The organism is Micromonospora yangpuensis, from assembly GCF_900091615.1.
Classification (GTDB): Bacteria; Actinomycetota; Actinomycetes; order Mycobacteriales; family Micromonosporaceae; genus Micromonospora; species Micromonospora yangpuensis.
Genome location: NZ_FMIA01000002.1, coordinates 5,724,268 through 5,740,246 on the forward strand (window position 1 = coordinate 5,724,268; position 15,979 = coordinate 5,740,246).

Annotated in this window: 11 protein-coding genes; all 11 read right to left on the reverse strand. The window is 68.1% G+C overall.

Features of this window, described 5'->3' with window-relative positions; translation table 11 throughout:
* Position 1 precedes the first annotated feature (1 nt).
* Entirely contained in the window at positions 2–310 is a 309-nt protein-coding gene (gene rpsJ, locus GA0070617_RS25785) for a 30S ribosomal protein S10 (RefSeq protein ID WP_007073037.1), read from the reverse strand.
* Positions 311–660: 350 nt separating this feature from the next.
* Complete coding sequence (tuf, locus tag GA0070617_RS25790; RefSeq protein ID WP_091444060.1) at positions 661–1,854, reverse strand: elongation factor Tu; 1,194 nt, start codon at positions 1,852–1,854, stop codon at positions 661–663.
* A 218-nt stretch (positions 1,855–2,072) separates the two neighbouring features.
* Positions 2,073–4,169: an elongation factor G gene (gene fusA / locus GA0070617_RS25795; protein ID WP_091444066.1), complete on the reverse strand. Its 2,097-nt coding sequence runs from the start codon at positions 4,167–4,169 to the stop codon at positions 2,073–2,075.
* Between the two features lie 75 nt (positions 4,170–4,244).
* The gene (gene rpsG, locus GA0070617_RS25800; protein WP_091079418.1) at positions 4,245–4,715 is read right to left on the reverse strand and encodes a 30S ribosomal protein S7; all 471 of its coding nucleotides are present in this window, start codon (positions 4,713–4,715) and stop codon (positions 4,245–4,247) included.
* Position 4,716: 1 nt separating this feature from the next.
* Positions 4,717–5,091 carry a 30S ribosomal protein S12 gene (gene rpsL, locus GA0070617_RS25805; RefSeq protein ID WP_007465318.1) on the reverse strand — a complete coding sequence of 125 codons (375 nt, stop codon included), beginning with the start codon at positions 5,089–5,091 and terminating at the stop codon, positions 4,717–4,719.
* Positions 5,092–5,600: 509 nt separating this feature from the next.
* Complete coding sequence (locus GA0070617_RS25810) at positions 5,601–5,972, reverse strand: hypothetical protein (RefSeq protein ID WP_091444069.1); 372 nt, start codon at positions 5,970–5,972, stop codon at positions 5,601–5,603.
* A gap of 464 nt (positions 5,973–6,436) precedes the next feature.
* Positions 6,437–6,805: a hypothetical protein gene (locus GA0070617_RS25815; RefSeq protein ID WP_091444072.1), complete on the reverse strand. Its 369-nt coding sequence runs from the start codon at positions 6,803–6,805 to the stop codon at positions 6,437–6,439.
* A gap of 94 nt (positions 6,806–6,899) precedes the next feature.
* A complete protein-coding gene (locus GA0070617_RS25820) occupies positions 6,900–10,787 on the reverse strand; it encodes a DNA-directed RNA polymerase subunit beta' (protein ID WP_091444075.1) in 3,888 nt (1,295 codons plus the stop codon).
* Between the two features lie 87 nt (positions 10,788–10,874).
* A complete protein-coding gene (rpoB, locus tag GA0070617_RS25825; RefSeq protein ID WP_091444078.1) occupies positions 10,875–14,315 on the reverse strand; it encodes a DNA-directed RNA polymerase subunit beta in 3,441 nt (1,146 codons plus the stop codon).
* Positions 14,316–14,921: 606 nt separating this feature from the next.
* On the reverse strand, positions 14,922–15,308 hold the full coding sequence (gene rplL / locus GA0070617_RS25830; RefSeq protein ID WP_091444082.1) for a 50S ribosomal protein L7/L12: 387 nt from the start codon (positions 15,306–15,308) through the stop codon (positions 14,922–14,924).
* 53 nt (positions 15,309–15,361) lie between these two features.
* On the reverse strand, positions 15,362–15,910 hold the full coding sequence (gene rplJ / locus GA0070617_RS25835) for a 50S ribosomal protein L10 (protein ID WP_091444086.1): 549 nt from the start codon (positions 15,908–15,910) through the stop codon (positions 15,362–15,364).
* Positions 15,911–15,979 lie beyond the last annotated feature (69 nt).

A 15,979-nucleotide genomic window follows, 5' to 3' on the forward strand; every position in this document is an offset into this window, starting at 1 on the left:
CCTACAGCTTGATCTCGATGTCGACGCCAGCCGGCAGGTCGAGGCGCATGAGCGAGTCGACCGTCTTCGGGGTCGGGTCGATGATGTCGATCAGTCGCTTGTGCGTACGCATCTCGAAGTGCTCGCGCGAGTCCTTGTACTTGTGCGGCGAGCGGATGACGCAGAAACGGTTGATCTCCGTGGGCAGCGGCACCGGGCCCGCGACCTGCGCCCCGGTACGCGTCACCGTCTCGACGATCTTCCGAGCCGAGGAGTCGACGACCTCGTGGTCATAGGCCTTGAGCCGGATGCGGATCTTCTGTCCCGCCATGGTGGCTTCTGTTCCTTCTCTCGATGCCGCTGTGTTGCGGGTGCCCGTACCGGCTGGCACAGGCCCTCTTCGCCGACCCCCGCGGTCGGGCGTGTCGCGCCCAGTGGCCAGGCTCCGCCCCGGGATACCGGAGCGATCTGACCGCGCGTGGGTCAAGGCGCCGATCGCACTACCGCGACCTGAACGCCGTGCGAGGGTGGTTGGCAACCAGGGGTCGCCAACCACCCTACGCCCGACTGTCCCTCCGCCCGGCGATTCGGCAGAAACCGAACTCGGACGGCGAACCGTCGTTACGCAACCTGACTAGTATGCCGCAACACCGGCGGCGACGCTAATCGGGGTTACCCAGGTCACTTGACGATCTTGGTGACGAACCCGGCGCCGACGGTGCGGCCACCCTCGCGAATCGCGAACTTGAGGTTCTCCTCCATGGCGATGGGCTGGATCAGCTTCACCGACATCGAGGTGTTGTCACCCGGCATGACCATCTCGGTGCCCTCGGGGAGGGTGACGACACCGGTGACGTCCGTGGTACGGAAGTAGAACTGGGGACGGTAGTTCTGGAAGAACGGGGTGTGCCGGCCACCCTCCTCCTTGGAGAGGATGTAGACGGTCGCCTCGAACTCCGTGTGCGGGGTCGTGGTGCCCGGCTTGATGACCACCATGCCGCGCTCGACGTCCTCGCGCTTGGTGCCCCGCAGCAGCAGGCCGACGTTCTCACCTGCGCGGGCGTCGTCCAGGGTCTTGCGGAACATCTCGATCGCGGTGACCTTGGTCTTGAAGCCCTTCTCGCGGATGCCGACGACCTCGACGTCCTCGTTCGGGAGCAGCACGCCACGCTCGACACGACCGGTGACGACGGTGCCACGACCGGTGATCGTGAACACGTCCTCGACCGGCATGAGGAACGGCTTCTCGGTCTCGCGCTCGGGCTGCGGGATCGCGGTGTCGACCGCGCTCATCAGCTCGAGCAGCTTCTCGGTCCAGACCGGGTCGCCCTCGAGCGCCTTCAGCGCGGAGACCTGGACGACCGGCAGGTCGTCACCCGGGTACTCCTGAGCCGAGAGCAACTCGCGGACCTCGAGCTCGACGAGCTCCAGGAGCTCCTCGTCGTCGACCATGTCGCTCTTGTTGAGCGCCACGACGATGTACGGCACGCCGACCTGACGGGCCAGCAGCACGTGCTCGCGGGTCTGCGGCATCGGGCCGTCGGTCGCCGCGACCACCAGGATCGCGCCGTCCATCTGCGCGGCACCGGTGATCATGTTCTTGATGTAGTCGGCGTGCCCGGGGCAGTCGACGTGCGCGTAGTGCCGCGCCTCGGTCTGGTACTCGACGTGTGCGATCGAGATCGTGATACCGCGGGCCTTCTCCTCCGGCGCCTTGTCGATCTCGTCGAACGGCGTGTACGGGTTGAGGTCCGGGTACTGGTCGTGCAGGACCTTGGTGATGGCCGCCGTCAGCGTCGTCTTACCGTGGTCGATGTGACCAATGGTGCCGATGTTGACGTGCGGCTTAGTCCGCTCGAACTTAGCCTTCGCCACTGGTGTCCTCCTGTGGACTTCTTGGTTCGTACGCCCGGCACGCCTACTCGGCGCTCAGGACTCTGTCGACAGCCTTTCCGGCCTGGCGGCCGGAGAGCCTTGTGGGTTCTGCGGCGGTGAAGCCTACAGGCCCGGTCTCACGCAACCCGACCGTGGGGGCCACGGGCGGAAGGAACCTCCCGCGGCCACCGACGGATCATCGGATCTGCTCAGGTGAGTCACTCACCCGTCGCCTTGGCAATGATCTCCTTCGCGACGCTCTGGGGAACCTCGGCGTAGGAGTCGAACTGCATGCTGTAGCTAGCCCGGCCCTGGGTCTTCGACCGCAGGTCGCCGACGTAGCCGAACATCTCCGACAACGGCACCAGAGCGCGGACGACACGGGCGCCGTTGCGCTCCTCCATCGCCTGGATGATGCCGCGGCGGGAGTTGAGGTCGCCGATGACGTCACCCATGTTCTCCTCCGGAGAGGTGACCTCAACAGCCATCATCGGCTCGAGGAGTGCGGGATCGGCCTTGCGGGCCGCCTCCTTCATCACCATCGAGCCGGCGATCTTGAACGCCATTTCCGACGAGTCGACCTCGTGGTACTGGCCGTCCAGCAGCGTCAGCTTGACACCCACCAGCGGGAAGCCGGCGAGAATGCCGTACTGCATCGCGTCCTGGGCCCCGGCGTCCACCGACGGGATGAACTCCCGCGGGATACGACCACCGGTGACGGCGTTGGCGAACTCGTAGGTCGGAGCGTCGTTACCCAGCGGCAGCGGCTCGACGCTCACGATCACGCGGGCGTACTGGCCGGAGCCACCGGTCTGCTTCTTGTGGGTGTACTCGATCTTCTCCACCTTGCGGCGGACGGTCTCCCGGTACGCCACCTGCGGCTTGCCGATGTTCGCCTCGACGTTGAACTCGCGGCGCATCCGGTCGACCAGGATGTCCAGGTGCAGCTCGCCCATGCCGGAGATGACCGTCTGACCGGTCTGGTCGTCCAGCTTGACGCGGAAGGTCGGGTCCTCCTCGGCCAGCCGCTGGATGGCGGTGCTGAGCTTCTCCTGGTCGGCCTTGGTCTTCGGCTCGATGGCCACCTCGATGACCGGCTCGGGGAAGGTCATCGACTCCAGGATCACCGGCTTCGCCGGGTCGCAGAGGGTGTCACCGGTGGTGGTCTGCTTCAGACCCTGCACCGCGATGATGTCGCCAGCCTTGGCGGAGCTGCGCTCCTCCCGCTTGTTGGCGTGCATCTGGTAGATCTTGCCGATCCGCTCCTTGCGGTCCTTGGTGGAGTTGACCACCTGGGAGCCGGACTCGACCACGCCGGAGTAGACCCGGACGTAGGTGAGCTTGCCGAGGTGCTTGTCGGTCTGGATCTTGAAGGCCAGGCCGGAGAAGGGCTCGGAGGTCGAGGGCTTGCGCAGCAGCGGGGTCTCGCCGTCGGTCGCCGTACCCTCGATCGCCGGGATGTCCAGCGGCGAGGGCAGGAAGTCGATGACCGCGTCGAGCATCGGCTGGACGCCCTTGTTCTTGAACGCCGAACCGCAGAGCACCGGGTTGGCCTTGCTGGCGATGGTGGCCCGCCGGATGGCGGCCTTGATCTCCTCGGCGGAGATCTCCTCGCCCTCCAGGTACTTCTCCATGACCGAGTCGTCGACGTCGGCCAGGGTCTCCATCAGCTTCTCGCGCCACTCGGCCGCGGAGTCGGCCAGGTCGGCCGGGATCTCCTCGATCGCGTAGTCCTCACCCTTCTGGGTCTCCCCACGCCAGGTGAGGGCGCGCATGCCGATCAGGTCGACGACGCCGATGTGGTCGCCCTCGAGCCCGATCGGGATCTGGAGCACCAGCGGGGTGGCGTTGAGCCGGTCGATCATCATCTGCACGCAGCGGAAGAAGTCGGCACCGGTCCGGTCGAGCTTGTTGACGAAGCACATCCGCGGGACGTCGTACTTGTCGGCCTGGCGCCAGACGTTCTCCGTCTGGGGCTCCACGCCGGCGACACCGTCGTAGACCGCCACCGCACCGTCCAGCACCCGCAGCGACCGCTCGACCTCGACCGTGAAGTCGACGTGGCCGGGCGTGTCGATGATCTGGATCGTGTGGCCCTTCCACTCACACTTCGTGGCGGCGGAGGTGATGGTGATCCCCCGCTCCTGCTCCTGCTCCATCCAGTCCATGACGGCGGCGCCCTCGTGGACCTCACCGATCTTGTACGTGATGCCGGTGTAGAACAGGATCCGCTCGGTGGTCGTGGTCTTACCGGCATCGATGTGCGCCATGATGCCGATGTTGCGTACGTTGGCGAGCGCGTCTGCGGCGGCCACTTCAGTCCCTACTTATCGTCGTCCCGACACAACTGGTGTTGGTTCCGGCGCCGGTCCGGCGCCGGAACCAGGCTGTTACCAGCGGTAGTGCGCGAAGGCCTTGTTGGACTCCGCCATCTTGTGCGTGTCCTCGCGCCGCTTGACGGCGGCACCCAGACCGTTGCTCGCGTCCAGCAGCTCGTTCATCAGCCGCTCGACCATCGTCTTCTCCCGGCGGGCCTTGGAGTAGGTCACCAGCCAGCGCAGACCGAGGGTGGTCGCGCGCGCCGGGCGAACCTCGACCGGCACCTGGTACGTGGCGCCACCGACCCGGCGGCTGCGCACCTCGAGCGTCGGCTTGACGTTGTCCATCGCCCGCTTCAGGGTGACGACCGGGTCGGTGCCGGACTTCTCGCGGCAGCCCTCCAGGGCCGCGTACACGATGCGCTCGGCGAGCTGGCGCTTGCCGCGCAGAAGGATCTTGTTCACCAACTGGGTGACCAGCGGCGAGTTGTACACCGGGTCAGCGACCAGCGGCTTCCGCGGAGCGGGTCCCTTACGCGGCATGTCAGCTCTTCTCCTTCTTCGCGCCGTAGCGGCTGCGCGCCTGCTTGCGGTTACGGACACCCTGGGTGTCCAGCGAACCGCGAACGATCTTGTAACGCACGCCGGGGAGGTCCTTCACCCGGCCGCCGCGCACGAGCACGATCGAGTGCTCCTGCAGGTTGTGACCGACGCCCGGGATGTAGGCGGTCACCTCGATCTGGCTGCTGAGCTTGACACGAGCGACCTTGCGGAGCGCCGAGTTCGGCTTCTTGGGGGTGGTGGTGTACACGCGGGTGCACACCCCGCGCCGCTGAGGACTACCCTTCAGCGCCGGGGTCTTGGTCTTGGTCGTCTTGGCCTGGCGGCCCTTTCGGACCAGCTGCTGGATGGTGGGCACCGGGTTTCTCCGCTCCCTTCGGCCGCGTTCGCGGCCGCGCCGTTGCTCGTTGGCCGTCCTGCTGGGCGACCCTCCTACATTCCGGCCGAGGCCACCTCGCGGAGGTCCCGGCACCCGCGGTCGGGCGTGTCGCCCTCGCACGGCCCGGTGTCGGCGCTCACCCGCGCACCGGAGTGTTACCACCGCACCCGCGAATCACCGCCGGTACGGGTATGTGGCTTTGTCGTGTCGTCGCGCGATCACCGGGTCACCGGGTCCGACGCACACACGAGTTGCCCAGGCAGGCCTGAGCACAAGCGGAAATAGTACCTACCACAGGGGCACAGGTCAAAACGGAACGGTCCCGACCGGCCCGTCAGCCGGCCCGACCTGATAGCTCCGTCGAGCTGACAACGGCCCGAGCGCTCGGCTCGTCGTCCCCGCCCACCCACGATGGGCACCCACGACCGCAAGTGTAGCCGCTTGCCCCGCTGCCGGCTCAGCACCCCCGAGCCGGGCAGCCGAGCCGGTCAGGCGTAGGTGACCAGCAGGGCCACCGTCAGGCCGAGCAGACTGAGCAGCGCCCCCACCCCGCCACAGCTGATGCCGGCGATGGCGACGCCTCGACCGGTGAAGTGCACCGCGGGCGGTGCCGCCGGGCGACGGATCTGTCGCAGCCCGAGCAGACCCGCCACGGTCGCCCCCGCGCCGGCCAGGAAGCCCAGCAGGGTGAACGCGCCGGCGGCCCAGGCACCGCCCAGCTCCTGCGCGGCGATGCCCAGGCAGCCGACCAGCAACGACACCAGGATCGAGGCGATCCCGGCGACCAGCGCACCCACCGCCAGGCCGGAGGTCACCGGCGCGACGTCGAGGTGCACCACGCCGAAGGGCGTACCGGGCACCGGGTCGACCCGCTTCGGCGGCCGGAGAGCGTCGGGCGGTGGCGGTGGCACCCCGGGCCGCCCCTGGCCCGCACCCCCGCCGCCGGGCGGCGCCGGCGCCCACTGCTGGCCCACCGCTGCCGGCGGCCACTCCCCCGGCGGCGGTGCGGGCTGCCACGGCGACTGGGGCGCCGGTGGGGCGTACCCGGCCGGTGGGGCGTCCGGGCGGGCCCACTGGCTCGGTCCGGCCGCCGGCTCGTCGGGTGACCCGGCGGACTGCCGCCCCGGCTCTGCTCCGGACGGCCACGCCGGTTCCGTCACCTGGTCCTCCTGTCGGAAAGTACAGCCTGTCGGGAAGTACGGCGGGTCGGGAAGTGTGGCGGGTCGGGAAGTGCGGCGGCCGTGCGGGGCGGCGACGGTCACCGGCCAGGTTACCGCCGCGGGCGGTACCGGTCCGCCCCGGTCGGGCGGCGTCACCCGGTCGCTCAGTCGATGTTCGGGGCGAAGTCCTGCCCCGTCGGGGCCTCGGCGAGCCGGACCAGCCCGGTCACCACCGCCGCGACCAGGGTCACCGCCACCAACACCAGGCCCGCCCAGGCCAGGCGTTCGCCCCGCCGTAGCCAGGCCGCGCCGGTGAGGAACCCACCCGAGGCGTACGCCTCCCGGCGGGCCTGGCGGGCCAGTTGCAGGGCCAGCGTGGCCGGGACCACGCCCCCGACGAAGAGCCCGGTGAGCGCGCCGACCAGCCCCAACGCGAAGACCGCACGGGCCTTCGTGGAGCGGACCGGTTCGGGGTCGAGCGGGTGGCGCGGCGGCTGGGGCGCGACGGGCACCGGCCCGGGTGCGGTCGTCATGTCTCCCATCATGCCCGCCCGCCCCGACGGTGTCGGCCGCAGTGCCGACGAGGCCCCCGGCAGGTGCCGGGGGCCTCGTGGTGAATCAACAGATCTAGCGGTACGACCCGAAGTCGAAGTCGTCCAGCGGAACCGCCTGCCCGCTGGCCGGTCCGAAACCGTAGTCGGTCTCCGGGTACCCGGTCATCGAGTAGACCTTGGCCTTCGCCTCCTCGGTCGGCTCGACCCGGACGTTGCGGTACTTGCTGATGCCGGTACCCGCCGGGATGAGCTTTCCGATGATCACGTTCTCCTTCAGGCCGATCAGCGAGTCGCTGCGGGCGTGGATCGCCGCGTCCGTCAGCACCCGGGTGGTCTCCTGGAAGGAGGCCGCCGACAGCCAGGAGTCGGTGGCCAGCGACGCCTTGGTGATACCCATCAGCACCGGACGACCGGCGGCGGGCTCGCCGCCCTCGCCGACGAGCCGGCGGTTCTCCGACTCGAACAGCGCCCGGTCGACAAGCACGCCCGGCAGGAACTCGGTCGAGCCGGAGTCGATGACCGTCACCCGCTTGAGCATCTGGCGGATGATGATCTCGATGTGCTTGTCGTGGATGAGCACACCCTGCGAGCGGTAGACCTCCTGGACCTCCTGGGTCAGGTGGACCTGGACCGCCCGCGGGCCGAGGATGCGCAGCAGCTCGTGCGGGTCGATGGTGCCCTCGGTGAGCTTCTCGCCGACCTCGACGTGGTCGCCGTCGTGGGTCCGCAGCCGGACCCGCTTGGAGATCTTGTCGTAGACGATCTCGTCGCTGCCGTCGTCCGGCACCACGATGATCTTCCGGGACCGCTCGGCGTCCTCGATCCGGACCCGGCCCGGGGTGTCGGCGATGGGCGCCTTGCCCTTCGGGATCCGGGCCTCGAAGATCTCCTGGACCCGCGGCAGACCCTGGGTGATGTCCTCACCCGCGACACCACCGGTGTGGAAGGTACGCATCGTCAGCTGCGTACCCGGCTCACCGATCGACTGGGCGGCGATGATGCCGACCGCCTCGCCGACGTCGACGGTCTTACCGGTCGGCAGCGACCGGCCGTAGCAGGCACCGCAGACGCCCAGCTTCGACTCGCAGGTGAGCACGCTGCGTACCCGCACCGTCTCCACCCCGGCGGCGACGATCCGGTCGACCCCGATCGAGTTGATGTCCTGACCGCGCTCGGCGACGACGGTGCCGTCCGGCCCCTTGATGTCGTCGGCCAGGGTCCGCGCGTGCACGCTGGTCTCGGCGTGCTCGTGGACGTACAGCTTGCCGTCGCGCCGCTCGCCGATCTGCATCGGGATGGCCCGGTCGGTGCCGCAGTCCTCCTCGCGGATGATGACGTCCTGCGAGACGTCCACCAGACGCCGGGTCAGGTAACCCGAGTCGGCGGTCCGCAGCGCGGTGTCCGCCAGACCCTTACGGGCACCGTGCGTGGAGATGAAGTACTCCAGCACGGACAGACCCTCCCGGTACGACGCCTTGATGGGTCGCGGGATGATCTCACCCTTCGGGTTGGCCACCAGACCACGGATCGCGGCGATCTGACGGAGCTGGAGCAGGTTACCGCGGGCACCCGAGTTGATCATCTTCCACAGCGGGTTCTCCTGCGGCAGCGCCGTGTCCATCTCCTTGGCGACCTCGTTCGTCGCCTTGGTCCAGATCTCGATGAGTTCGCCGCGTCGCTCCTCGGCGGTCATCAGACCACGCTGGTACTGCTTGTCGATCCGGTCGGCTTCCGTCTCGTACCGCTCCAGGATCTCCCGCTTGCGCGGCGGAGCGATGACGTCCTCCATGCCGATCGTCACGCCGGACCAGGTGGCCCAGTGGAAACCGGCCTCCTTGAGCCCGTCCAGGGTGGCCGCGAGAGCCACCTTGGGGAACCGCTCGGCGAGGTCGTTGACGATCGCCGAGAGCTGACCCTTGCGGATCTCGTAGTTCACGAAGCGGTAGCCGTGCGGCAGCGTCTCGTTGAACAGCACCCGGCCCAGGGTCGTCTCCACCGTCAGCGGGTCACCCTCGACCCAGCCCTCCGGGGAGACCCACGGCTGGGCACCGGCGCCGTTGTCGACGCCGACCACGCCCCGCAGCCGGATCTTCACCGGGGCCTGCAGGTGCAGCTCGCCACTGTCGAACGCCATCCGGGCCTCGGCGTCGGAGCTGAACGCCCGACCCTCTCCCTGCTCACCGGGGGTGAGGTGGGTGAGGTGGTAGAGCCCGATGACCATGTCCTGGGTGGGCATGGTGACCGGCTTGCCGTCGGCCGGCTTGAGGATGTTGTTCGACGACAGCATCAGGATCCGCGCCTCGGCCTGGGCCTCGGCGGACAGCGGCACGTGCACCGCCATCTGGTCACCGTCGAAGTCGGCGTTGAACGCGGTGCAGACCAGCGGGTGGATCTGGATGGCCTTGCCCTCGACCAGCTGCGGCTCGAAGGCCTGGATGCCCAGCCGGTGCAGGGTCGGCGCCCGGTTGAGCAGCACCGGGTGCTCGCCGATGACCTCTTCCAGCACGTCCCACACGACCGGCCGCTGCCGCTCGACCATCCGCTTGGCGGACTTGATGTTCTGCGCGTGGTTGAGGTCCACCAGCCGCTTCATCACGAACGGCTTGAACAGCTCCAGCGCCATCTGCTTGGGCAGACCGCACTGGTGCAGCTTCAGCTTCGGGCCGACCACGATGACCGAACGGCCGGAGTAGTCGACGCGCTTGCCGAGCAGGTTCTGCCGGAACCGGCCCTGCTTGCCCTTGAGCATGTCCGACAGCGACTTCAGCGGGCGGTTACCCGGACCGGTGACCGGCCGACCCCGACGGCCGTTGTCGAACAGCGCGTCGACGGCCTCCTGGAGCATCCGCTTCTCGTTGTTGACGATGATCTCGGGCGCGCCCAGGTCGATCAGCCGCTTGAGCCGGTTGTTCCGGTTGATCACCCGGCGGTACAGGTCGTTCAGGTCGCTGGTGGCGAAGCGGCCACCGTCGAGCTGCACCATCGGCCGCAGGTCCGGCGGGATCACCGGTACGCAGTCCAGCACCATGCCCAGCGGGGAGTTGCGGGTGTTCAGGAACGCCGCGACGACCTTCAGCCGCTTGAGCGCCCGGATCTTCCGCTGGCCCTTGCCGGAGCGGATGGTCTCGCGCAGGCTCTCCGCCTCGGCGTCGAGGTCCATGTTCTGGACCAGCGCCTTGATCGCCTCGGCGCCCATGGCACCGGTGAAGTACTCGCCGAACCGGTCCCGCAGCTCGCGGTAGAGCAGCTCGTCGGTGACCAGCTGCTTCGAGTCCAGCTTGCGGAAGGTGTCCAGCACCTCGTCCAGGCGGTCGATCTCGCGCTGGGCCCGGTCGCGGATCTGGCGCATCTCGCGCTCTCCGCCCTCCTTGACCTTGCGCCGGACGTCCGCCTTCGCGCCCTCGGCCTCCAGCTCGGCCAGGTCGGCCTCGAGCTTGGCGGCCCGCTTCTCGATCTCCGAGTCACGGCTGTTCTCGGACTGCCGCTTCTCGGCCAGGATCTCGTTCTCGATGGTCGAGAGGTCCCGGTGCCGCGCCTCGGCGTCCACGCTCGTGATCACGTACGAGGCGAAGTAGATGATCTTTTCGAGGTCCTTGGGGGCGAGGTCCAGCAGGTAGCCCAGCCGGCTCGGCACGCCCTTGAAGTACCAGATGTGGGTCACCGGAGCGGCCAGCTCGATGTGCCCCATGCGCTCCCGGCGAACCTTGGAGCGGGTCACCTCGACGCCGCAGCGCTCACAGATGATGCCCTTGAACCGGACCCGCTTGTACTTACCGCAGTAGCACTCCCAGTCCCGCTGCGGACCGAAGATCTTCTCGCAGAAGAGCCCGTCCTTTTCCGGCTTCAGGGTGCGGTAGTTGATCGTCTCAGGCTTCTTGACCTCGCCATGCGACCACTGACGGATGTCGTCTGCGGTGGCGAGCCCAATGCGCAGCTCGTCGAAGAAGTTGACGTCGAGCACTTGGTTATCCCTCACATCAAGTCAGCTCGGTTGATGGTTCGGCGGATCGGGTGCGGCGGCGGGTAACCGTCGCCGCACCCGGCCCGATCAGACTTCGTCGACGCTGCTCACACCCTCGTTGGGGCGGCGGGAGAGGTCGATGCCGAGTTCCTCCGCCGCCCGGAACACCTCGTCGTCGGTCTCGCGCATCTCCAGGGCGACACCGTCGCTGGAGAGCACTTCGACGTTGAGGCAGAGCGACTGGAGCTCCTTGAGCAACACCTTGAACGACTCCGGAATGCCCGGCTCCGGAATGTTCTCGCCCTTGACGATCGCCTCGTAGACCTTGACCCGGCCCAGGACGTCGTCGGACTTGATGGTCAGCAGTTCCTGCAGGGCGTACGCGGCACCGTACGCCTGCATGGCCCAGCACTCCATCTCACCGAAGCGCTGACCACCGAACTGCGCCTTACCACCCAACGGCTGCTGCGTGATCATCGAGTACGGACCGGTCGACCGGGCGTGGATCTTGTCGTCGACCAGGTGGTTGAGCTTCAGGATGTAGATGTAACCGACCGCGATCGGGTCCGGCAACGGCTCGCCGGAGCGACCGTCGAAGAGCCGGGCCTTACCGCTGGAGCCGATCAGCTGCTTGCCGTCCCGGTTGGGCAGGGTCGACGCGAGCAGACCGGAGATCTCCTCCTCGCGGGCACCGTCGAAGACCGGGGTGGCCACGTTGCTGTCCGGCACGGACTCGTGCGCCTCGATCGAGCGCAGCTGGCGCTTCCACTCGGCGTCGTCACCGTCCACGCTCCACCCGGTCTTGGCCACCCAACCGAGGTGGGTCTCCAGGACCTGGCCGATGTTCATCCGGCTCGGCACACCGAGCGGATTGAGCACGATGTCGACCGGGGTGCCATCCTCCAGGAACGGCATGTCCTCGATCGGCAGGATCTTGGAGATGACACCCTTGTTGCCGTGCCGGCCGGCGAGCTTGTCGCCGTCCTGGATCTTCCGCTTCTGGGCGACGTAGACCCGGACCAGCTCGTTGACGCCCGGGGGCAGCTCGTCGCCGTCCTCGCGGGAGAAGGTACGCACGCCGATCACCGTGCCGGTCTCGCCGTGCGGCACCTTCAGCGAGGTGTCCCGGACTTCCCGGGCCTTCTCACCGAAGATCGCCCGCAGCAGTCGCTCCTCCGGGGTCAGCTCGGTCTCGCCCTTGGGCGTGACCTTGCCGACCAGGATGTCGCCGGGGACGACCTCGGCGCCGATCCGGATGATGCCGCGCTCGTCGAGGTCGGCGAGCATCTCCTCGCTGACGTTCGGGATGTCGCGGGTGATCTCCTCCGGGCCGAGCTTGGTGTCCCGGGCGTCGACCTCGTGCTCCTCGATGTGGATCGAGGTGAGCACGTCCTGCTGCACGAGGCGCTGCGACAGGATGATCGCGTCCTCGTAGTTGTGGCCCTCCCAGCACATGAACGCCACCAGCAGGTTGCGTCCGAGCGCCATCTCGCCCTCGTCGGTGCAGGGACCGTCGGCGATGACCTGGCCGGCCTCGACCCGGTCGCCCTCGAAGACCACCGGCTTCTGGTTGACGCAGGAGCCGGCGTTGGAGCGGCGGAACTTGTGCAACAGGTACGTCCGGCGGTGGCCGTCGTCCTGGTGGATGGTGATGTAGTCGGCGCAGAGATCCTCGATGACACCACCGACCTCGGCGACCACCACGTCACCGGCGTCAACCGCGGCACGGTACTCCATGCCCGTACCCACCAGCGGCGACTCGGCCTTGACCAGCGGCACCGCCTGGCGCTGCATGTTCGCGCCCATCAGGGCCCGGTTGGCGTCGTCGTGCTCGAGGAACGGGATCATCGCGGTCGCGACCGAGGTCATCTGCCGCGGCGAGACGTCCATGTAGTCCACGGCGCCCGGGATCACGTCCTCGGTCTCGCCACCCTTACGGCGACACAGCACCCGGTCCTCGGCGAACGTGCCGTCGGCCCGCAGCGGGGCGTTGGCCTGCGCCTTGACGAACCGGTCCTCCTCGTCCGCGGTCAGGTAGTCGATCTGGTCGGTGACCCGACCCTCGATGACCTTCCGGTACGGCGTCTCGATGAAGCCGAACGGGTTGACCCGGGCGAAGGTGGAGAGCGCGCCGATCAGGCCGATGTTCGGGCCTTCCGGCGTCTCGATCGGGCACATCCGGCCGTAGTGGGACGGGTGCACGTCGCGGACCTCGAAGCCGGCCCGCTCCCGGGACAGACCACCCGGGCCGAGCGCGCTCAGCCGGCGCCGGTGGGTCAGGCCCGCCAGCGGGTTGGTCTGGTCCATGAACTGGGACAGCTGCGAGGTGCCGAAGAACTCCCGGATCGCCGCCACCACCGGGCGGATGTTGATCAGGGTCTGCGGCGTGATCGCCTCGACGTCCTGCGTGGTCATCCGCTCCCGGACGACCCGCTCCATCCGGGACAGGCCGACCCGGACCTGGTTCTGGATCAGCTCGCCCACGGTACGCAGGCGACGGTTGCCGAAGTGGTCGATGTCGTCGGCCTCGTAGCCCTCCTCACCGGCGTGCAGCCGGCAGAGGTACTCCACGGTGGCGACGATGTCGTCCTCGGTCAGGGTGCCGGTGGTGATCGGCACGCCCACTTCGAGCTTCTTGTTGAACTTGTACCGACCGACCTTGGCGACGTCGTACCGCTTCGGGTTGAAGAAGAGGTTGTCGAGCAGGGTCTGGGCGTTCTCGCGGGTCGGCGGCTCGCCAGGGCGCAACTTCCGGTAGATGTCGAGTAGCGCCTCGTCCTGACCGGCGATGTGGTCCTTCTCGAGCGTGGTCATCATCAGCTCGGACCAACCGAACCGCTCACGGATCTGCTCGGCCGACCATCCGACGGCCTTGAGCAGGACGGTGACGGCCTGCCGACGCTTACGGTCGATGCGGACGCCGACCGTGTCGCGCTTGTCGATGTCGAACTCCAGCCAGGCACCCCGGCTCGGGATGACCTTGACGCTGGACAGATCGCGGTCGGAGGTCTTGTCCGGCTCCTTGGAGAAGTACACGCCCGGCGAGCGGACGAGCTGGCTGACCACCACGCGCTCGGTGCCGTTGATAATGAAGGTGCCCTTCGGCGTCATCATCGGGAAGTCACCCATGAACACCGTCTGGCTCTTGATCTCGCCAGTGGTGTTGTTGGTGAACTCCGCGGTCACGAAGAGCGGAGCGCAGTAGGTCAGGTCCTTCTCCTTGCACTCCTCGATCGAGGCCTTGACCTCGTCGAAGCGCGGCGCCGAGAAGGAGAGCGACATGGTGCCGGAGAAGTCCTCAATGGGACTGATCTCGTCGAGGATCTCCGCGAGACCCGAGCGTGCGTGCGGGTCGTCCGCCGACCGGCCCTGCCAAGCCTCGTTGCCGACGAGCCAGTCGAAGGACTCGTTCTGGATGGCGAGAAGGTTGGGGACCTCGAGGTGTTCGGTGATCCTGCCGAAGGAAACTCGGCGGGGTGCGAAAGCGCTCGACGTACGACTGGTCTTCGCAGGGCGGGAAGCTGCCAAGATGCGTCCTTCCGAGGACCGGTGCTGCAGAACGGCTGGTACGCGTGCACTCCAATGACCCCACCGGAATTATCCAGAATCGGACATTCCGAGCAGGGGTCAAGTCGGAAGGCAGCGCAAACTAGCAGTGTAGCCGAACGGCTAACCGCTGTCCAGCCCAACCCACAGGTCGTCGCGGAGCGGTCCTCGGAACCCGCCGAAGCAGGGGTCCCGCGGGCGCTCGGAACGCGTCGTTCCTGCGGGCCGCCCGTGGTGTCACGGCCAACGGTGTCGCGGCGTGCGTCGCCGCTGCCACACCGGTGCCGCTGCCATTACCCACGTGATGGCCGTTGCAAGCGCGGAAGGTCTTGCTGTGTCTCAGCGTGCCTGTCGGGCCGGTGTCACGTCAAGGGCCGGCCCTACGGGTGAGAACTTCTTTCCCGCCGTGGACGTTCCCCGGACGTGACCCGGCTGCCCGATGCCCGGCACCGATGCCCTGGTCACGCCGCCGGCACCCGGGTGGACACCAACACGGCGGGCGGTGACCCGTTCCCGGATCACCGCCCGCCGTGACACGGTGTGCGCCGGCTCACGTCAGCCGGTCCACCGCGTCTGGTGGAACTCAGGTCACTTGAGGGTGACCTTGGCACCCTCGCCCTCGAGCTTGGCCTTGGCCTTCTCGGCGGTCTCCTTGTTGACCTTCTCCAGGATGGCCTTCGGCGCGGACTCGACCGCGTCCTTGGCCTCCTTGAGGCCCAGGCCGGTCAGCTCACGCACGACCTTGATGACCTGGATCTTCTTGCCACCGTCGGCCTCGAGGACGACGTCGAACTCGTCCTTCTCCTCCTCGGCGGGGGCGGCGGCGCCACCGTCACCGGCGGCGGCGGCAACCGCGACCGGAGCCGCGGCGGTGACCTCGAAGGTCTCCTCGAACTGCTTCACGAACTCGGAGAGCTCGATCAGCGTCATCTCCTTGAACGCGTCGAGCAGCTCGTCGGTGCTGAGCTTCGCCATGTCTGGCGTCCTTTCTAAAGGTTGACTGAGAACGTGGGTACGCCGCGCGGCCTTCAGGCCGCCTCGGCGCCCTCCTGCTCGCGCTTCTTGTCCGCCAGGGCGGCCGCCGCGCGGGCGGCCTTGGAGAGCGGAGCCTGGAACAGGGCCGCGGCCTTGCTCAGGTTGCCCTTCATCGCGCCGGCCAGCTTGGCCAGCAGCACCTCACGGGACTCCAGGTCGGCGAGCTTCGTGACCTCGGCCGCGGAAATGGCCCGGCCCTCGAAGACGCCGCCCTTGATGACGAGCTTCGGGTTGGCCTTCGCGAAGTCGCGAAGCCCCTTCGCCGCCTCGACGACGTCGCCCGAAACGAAAGTCAGCGCGGTAGGACCGGTGAACAGCTCGTCGAGGCCGGAGATGCCCGCGTCCGTCGCGGCACGCTTGGCCAGCGTGTTCTTCGCGACCGTGTAGCTGGTCTCCTTGCCGAGCGTGCGCCGCAGCTGGGTGATCTGGGAAACCGTCAGACCGCGGTACTCGGTCAGCACGGTGGCGCCCGAGCTACGGAAGCTCTCGGTCAGCTCCGCGACGGCCGTGGCCTTGTCGGCCCGGATCGGCTTGTCCGCCATGTCCCTCCTCTCTCGTTGCTCGAGGCTGGTCACCGTCCCCGGCGGGTGCCGGGGACGGTGGCGGAGGCA

What these genes read in the sequence shown, in the direction of transcription:
- rpsJ (WP_007073037.1), bottom strand. Translation starts at nt 310, where the DNA reads ATGGCGGGACAGAAGATCCGCATCCGGCTCAAGGCCTATGACCACGAG.
- rpsG (WP_091079418.1), bottom strand. Translation starts at nt 4,715, where the DNA reads ATGCCGCGTAAGGGACCCGCTCCGCGGAAGCCGCTGGTCGCTGACCCG.
- GA0070617_RS25815 (WP_091444072.1), bottom strand. Translation starts at nt 6,805, where the DNA reads ATGACGACCGCACCCGGGCCGGTGCCCGTCGCGCCCCAGCCGCCGCGC.
- rplL (WP_091444082.1), bottom strand. Translation starts at nt 15,308, where the DNA reads ATGGCGAAGCTCAGCACCGACGAGCTGCTCGACGCGTTCAAGGAGATG.
- rplJ (WP_091444086.1), bottom strand. Translation starts at nt 15,910, where the DNA reads ATGGCGGACAAGCCGATCCGGGCCGACAAGGCCACGGCCGTCGCGGAG.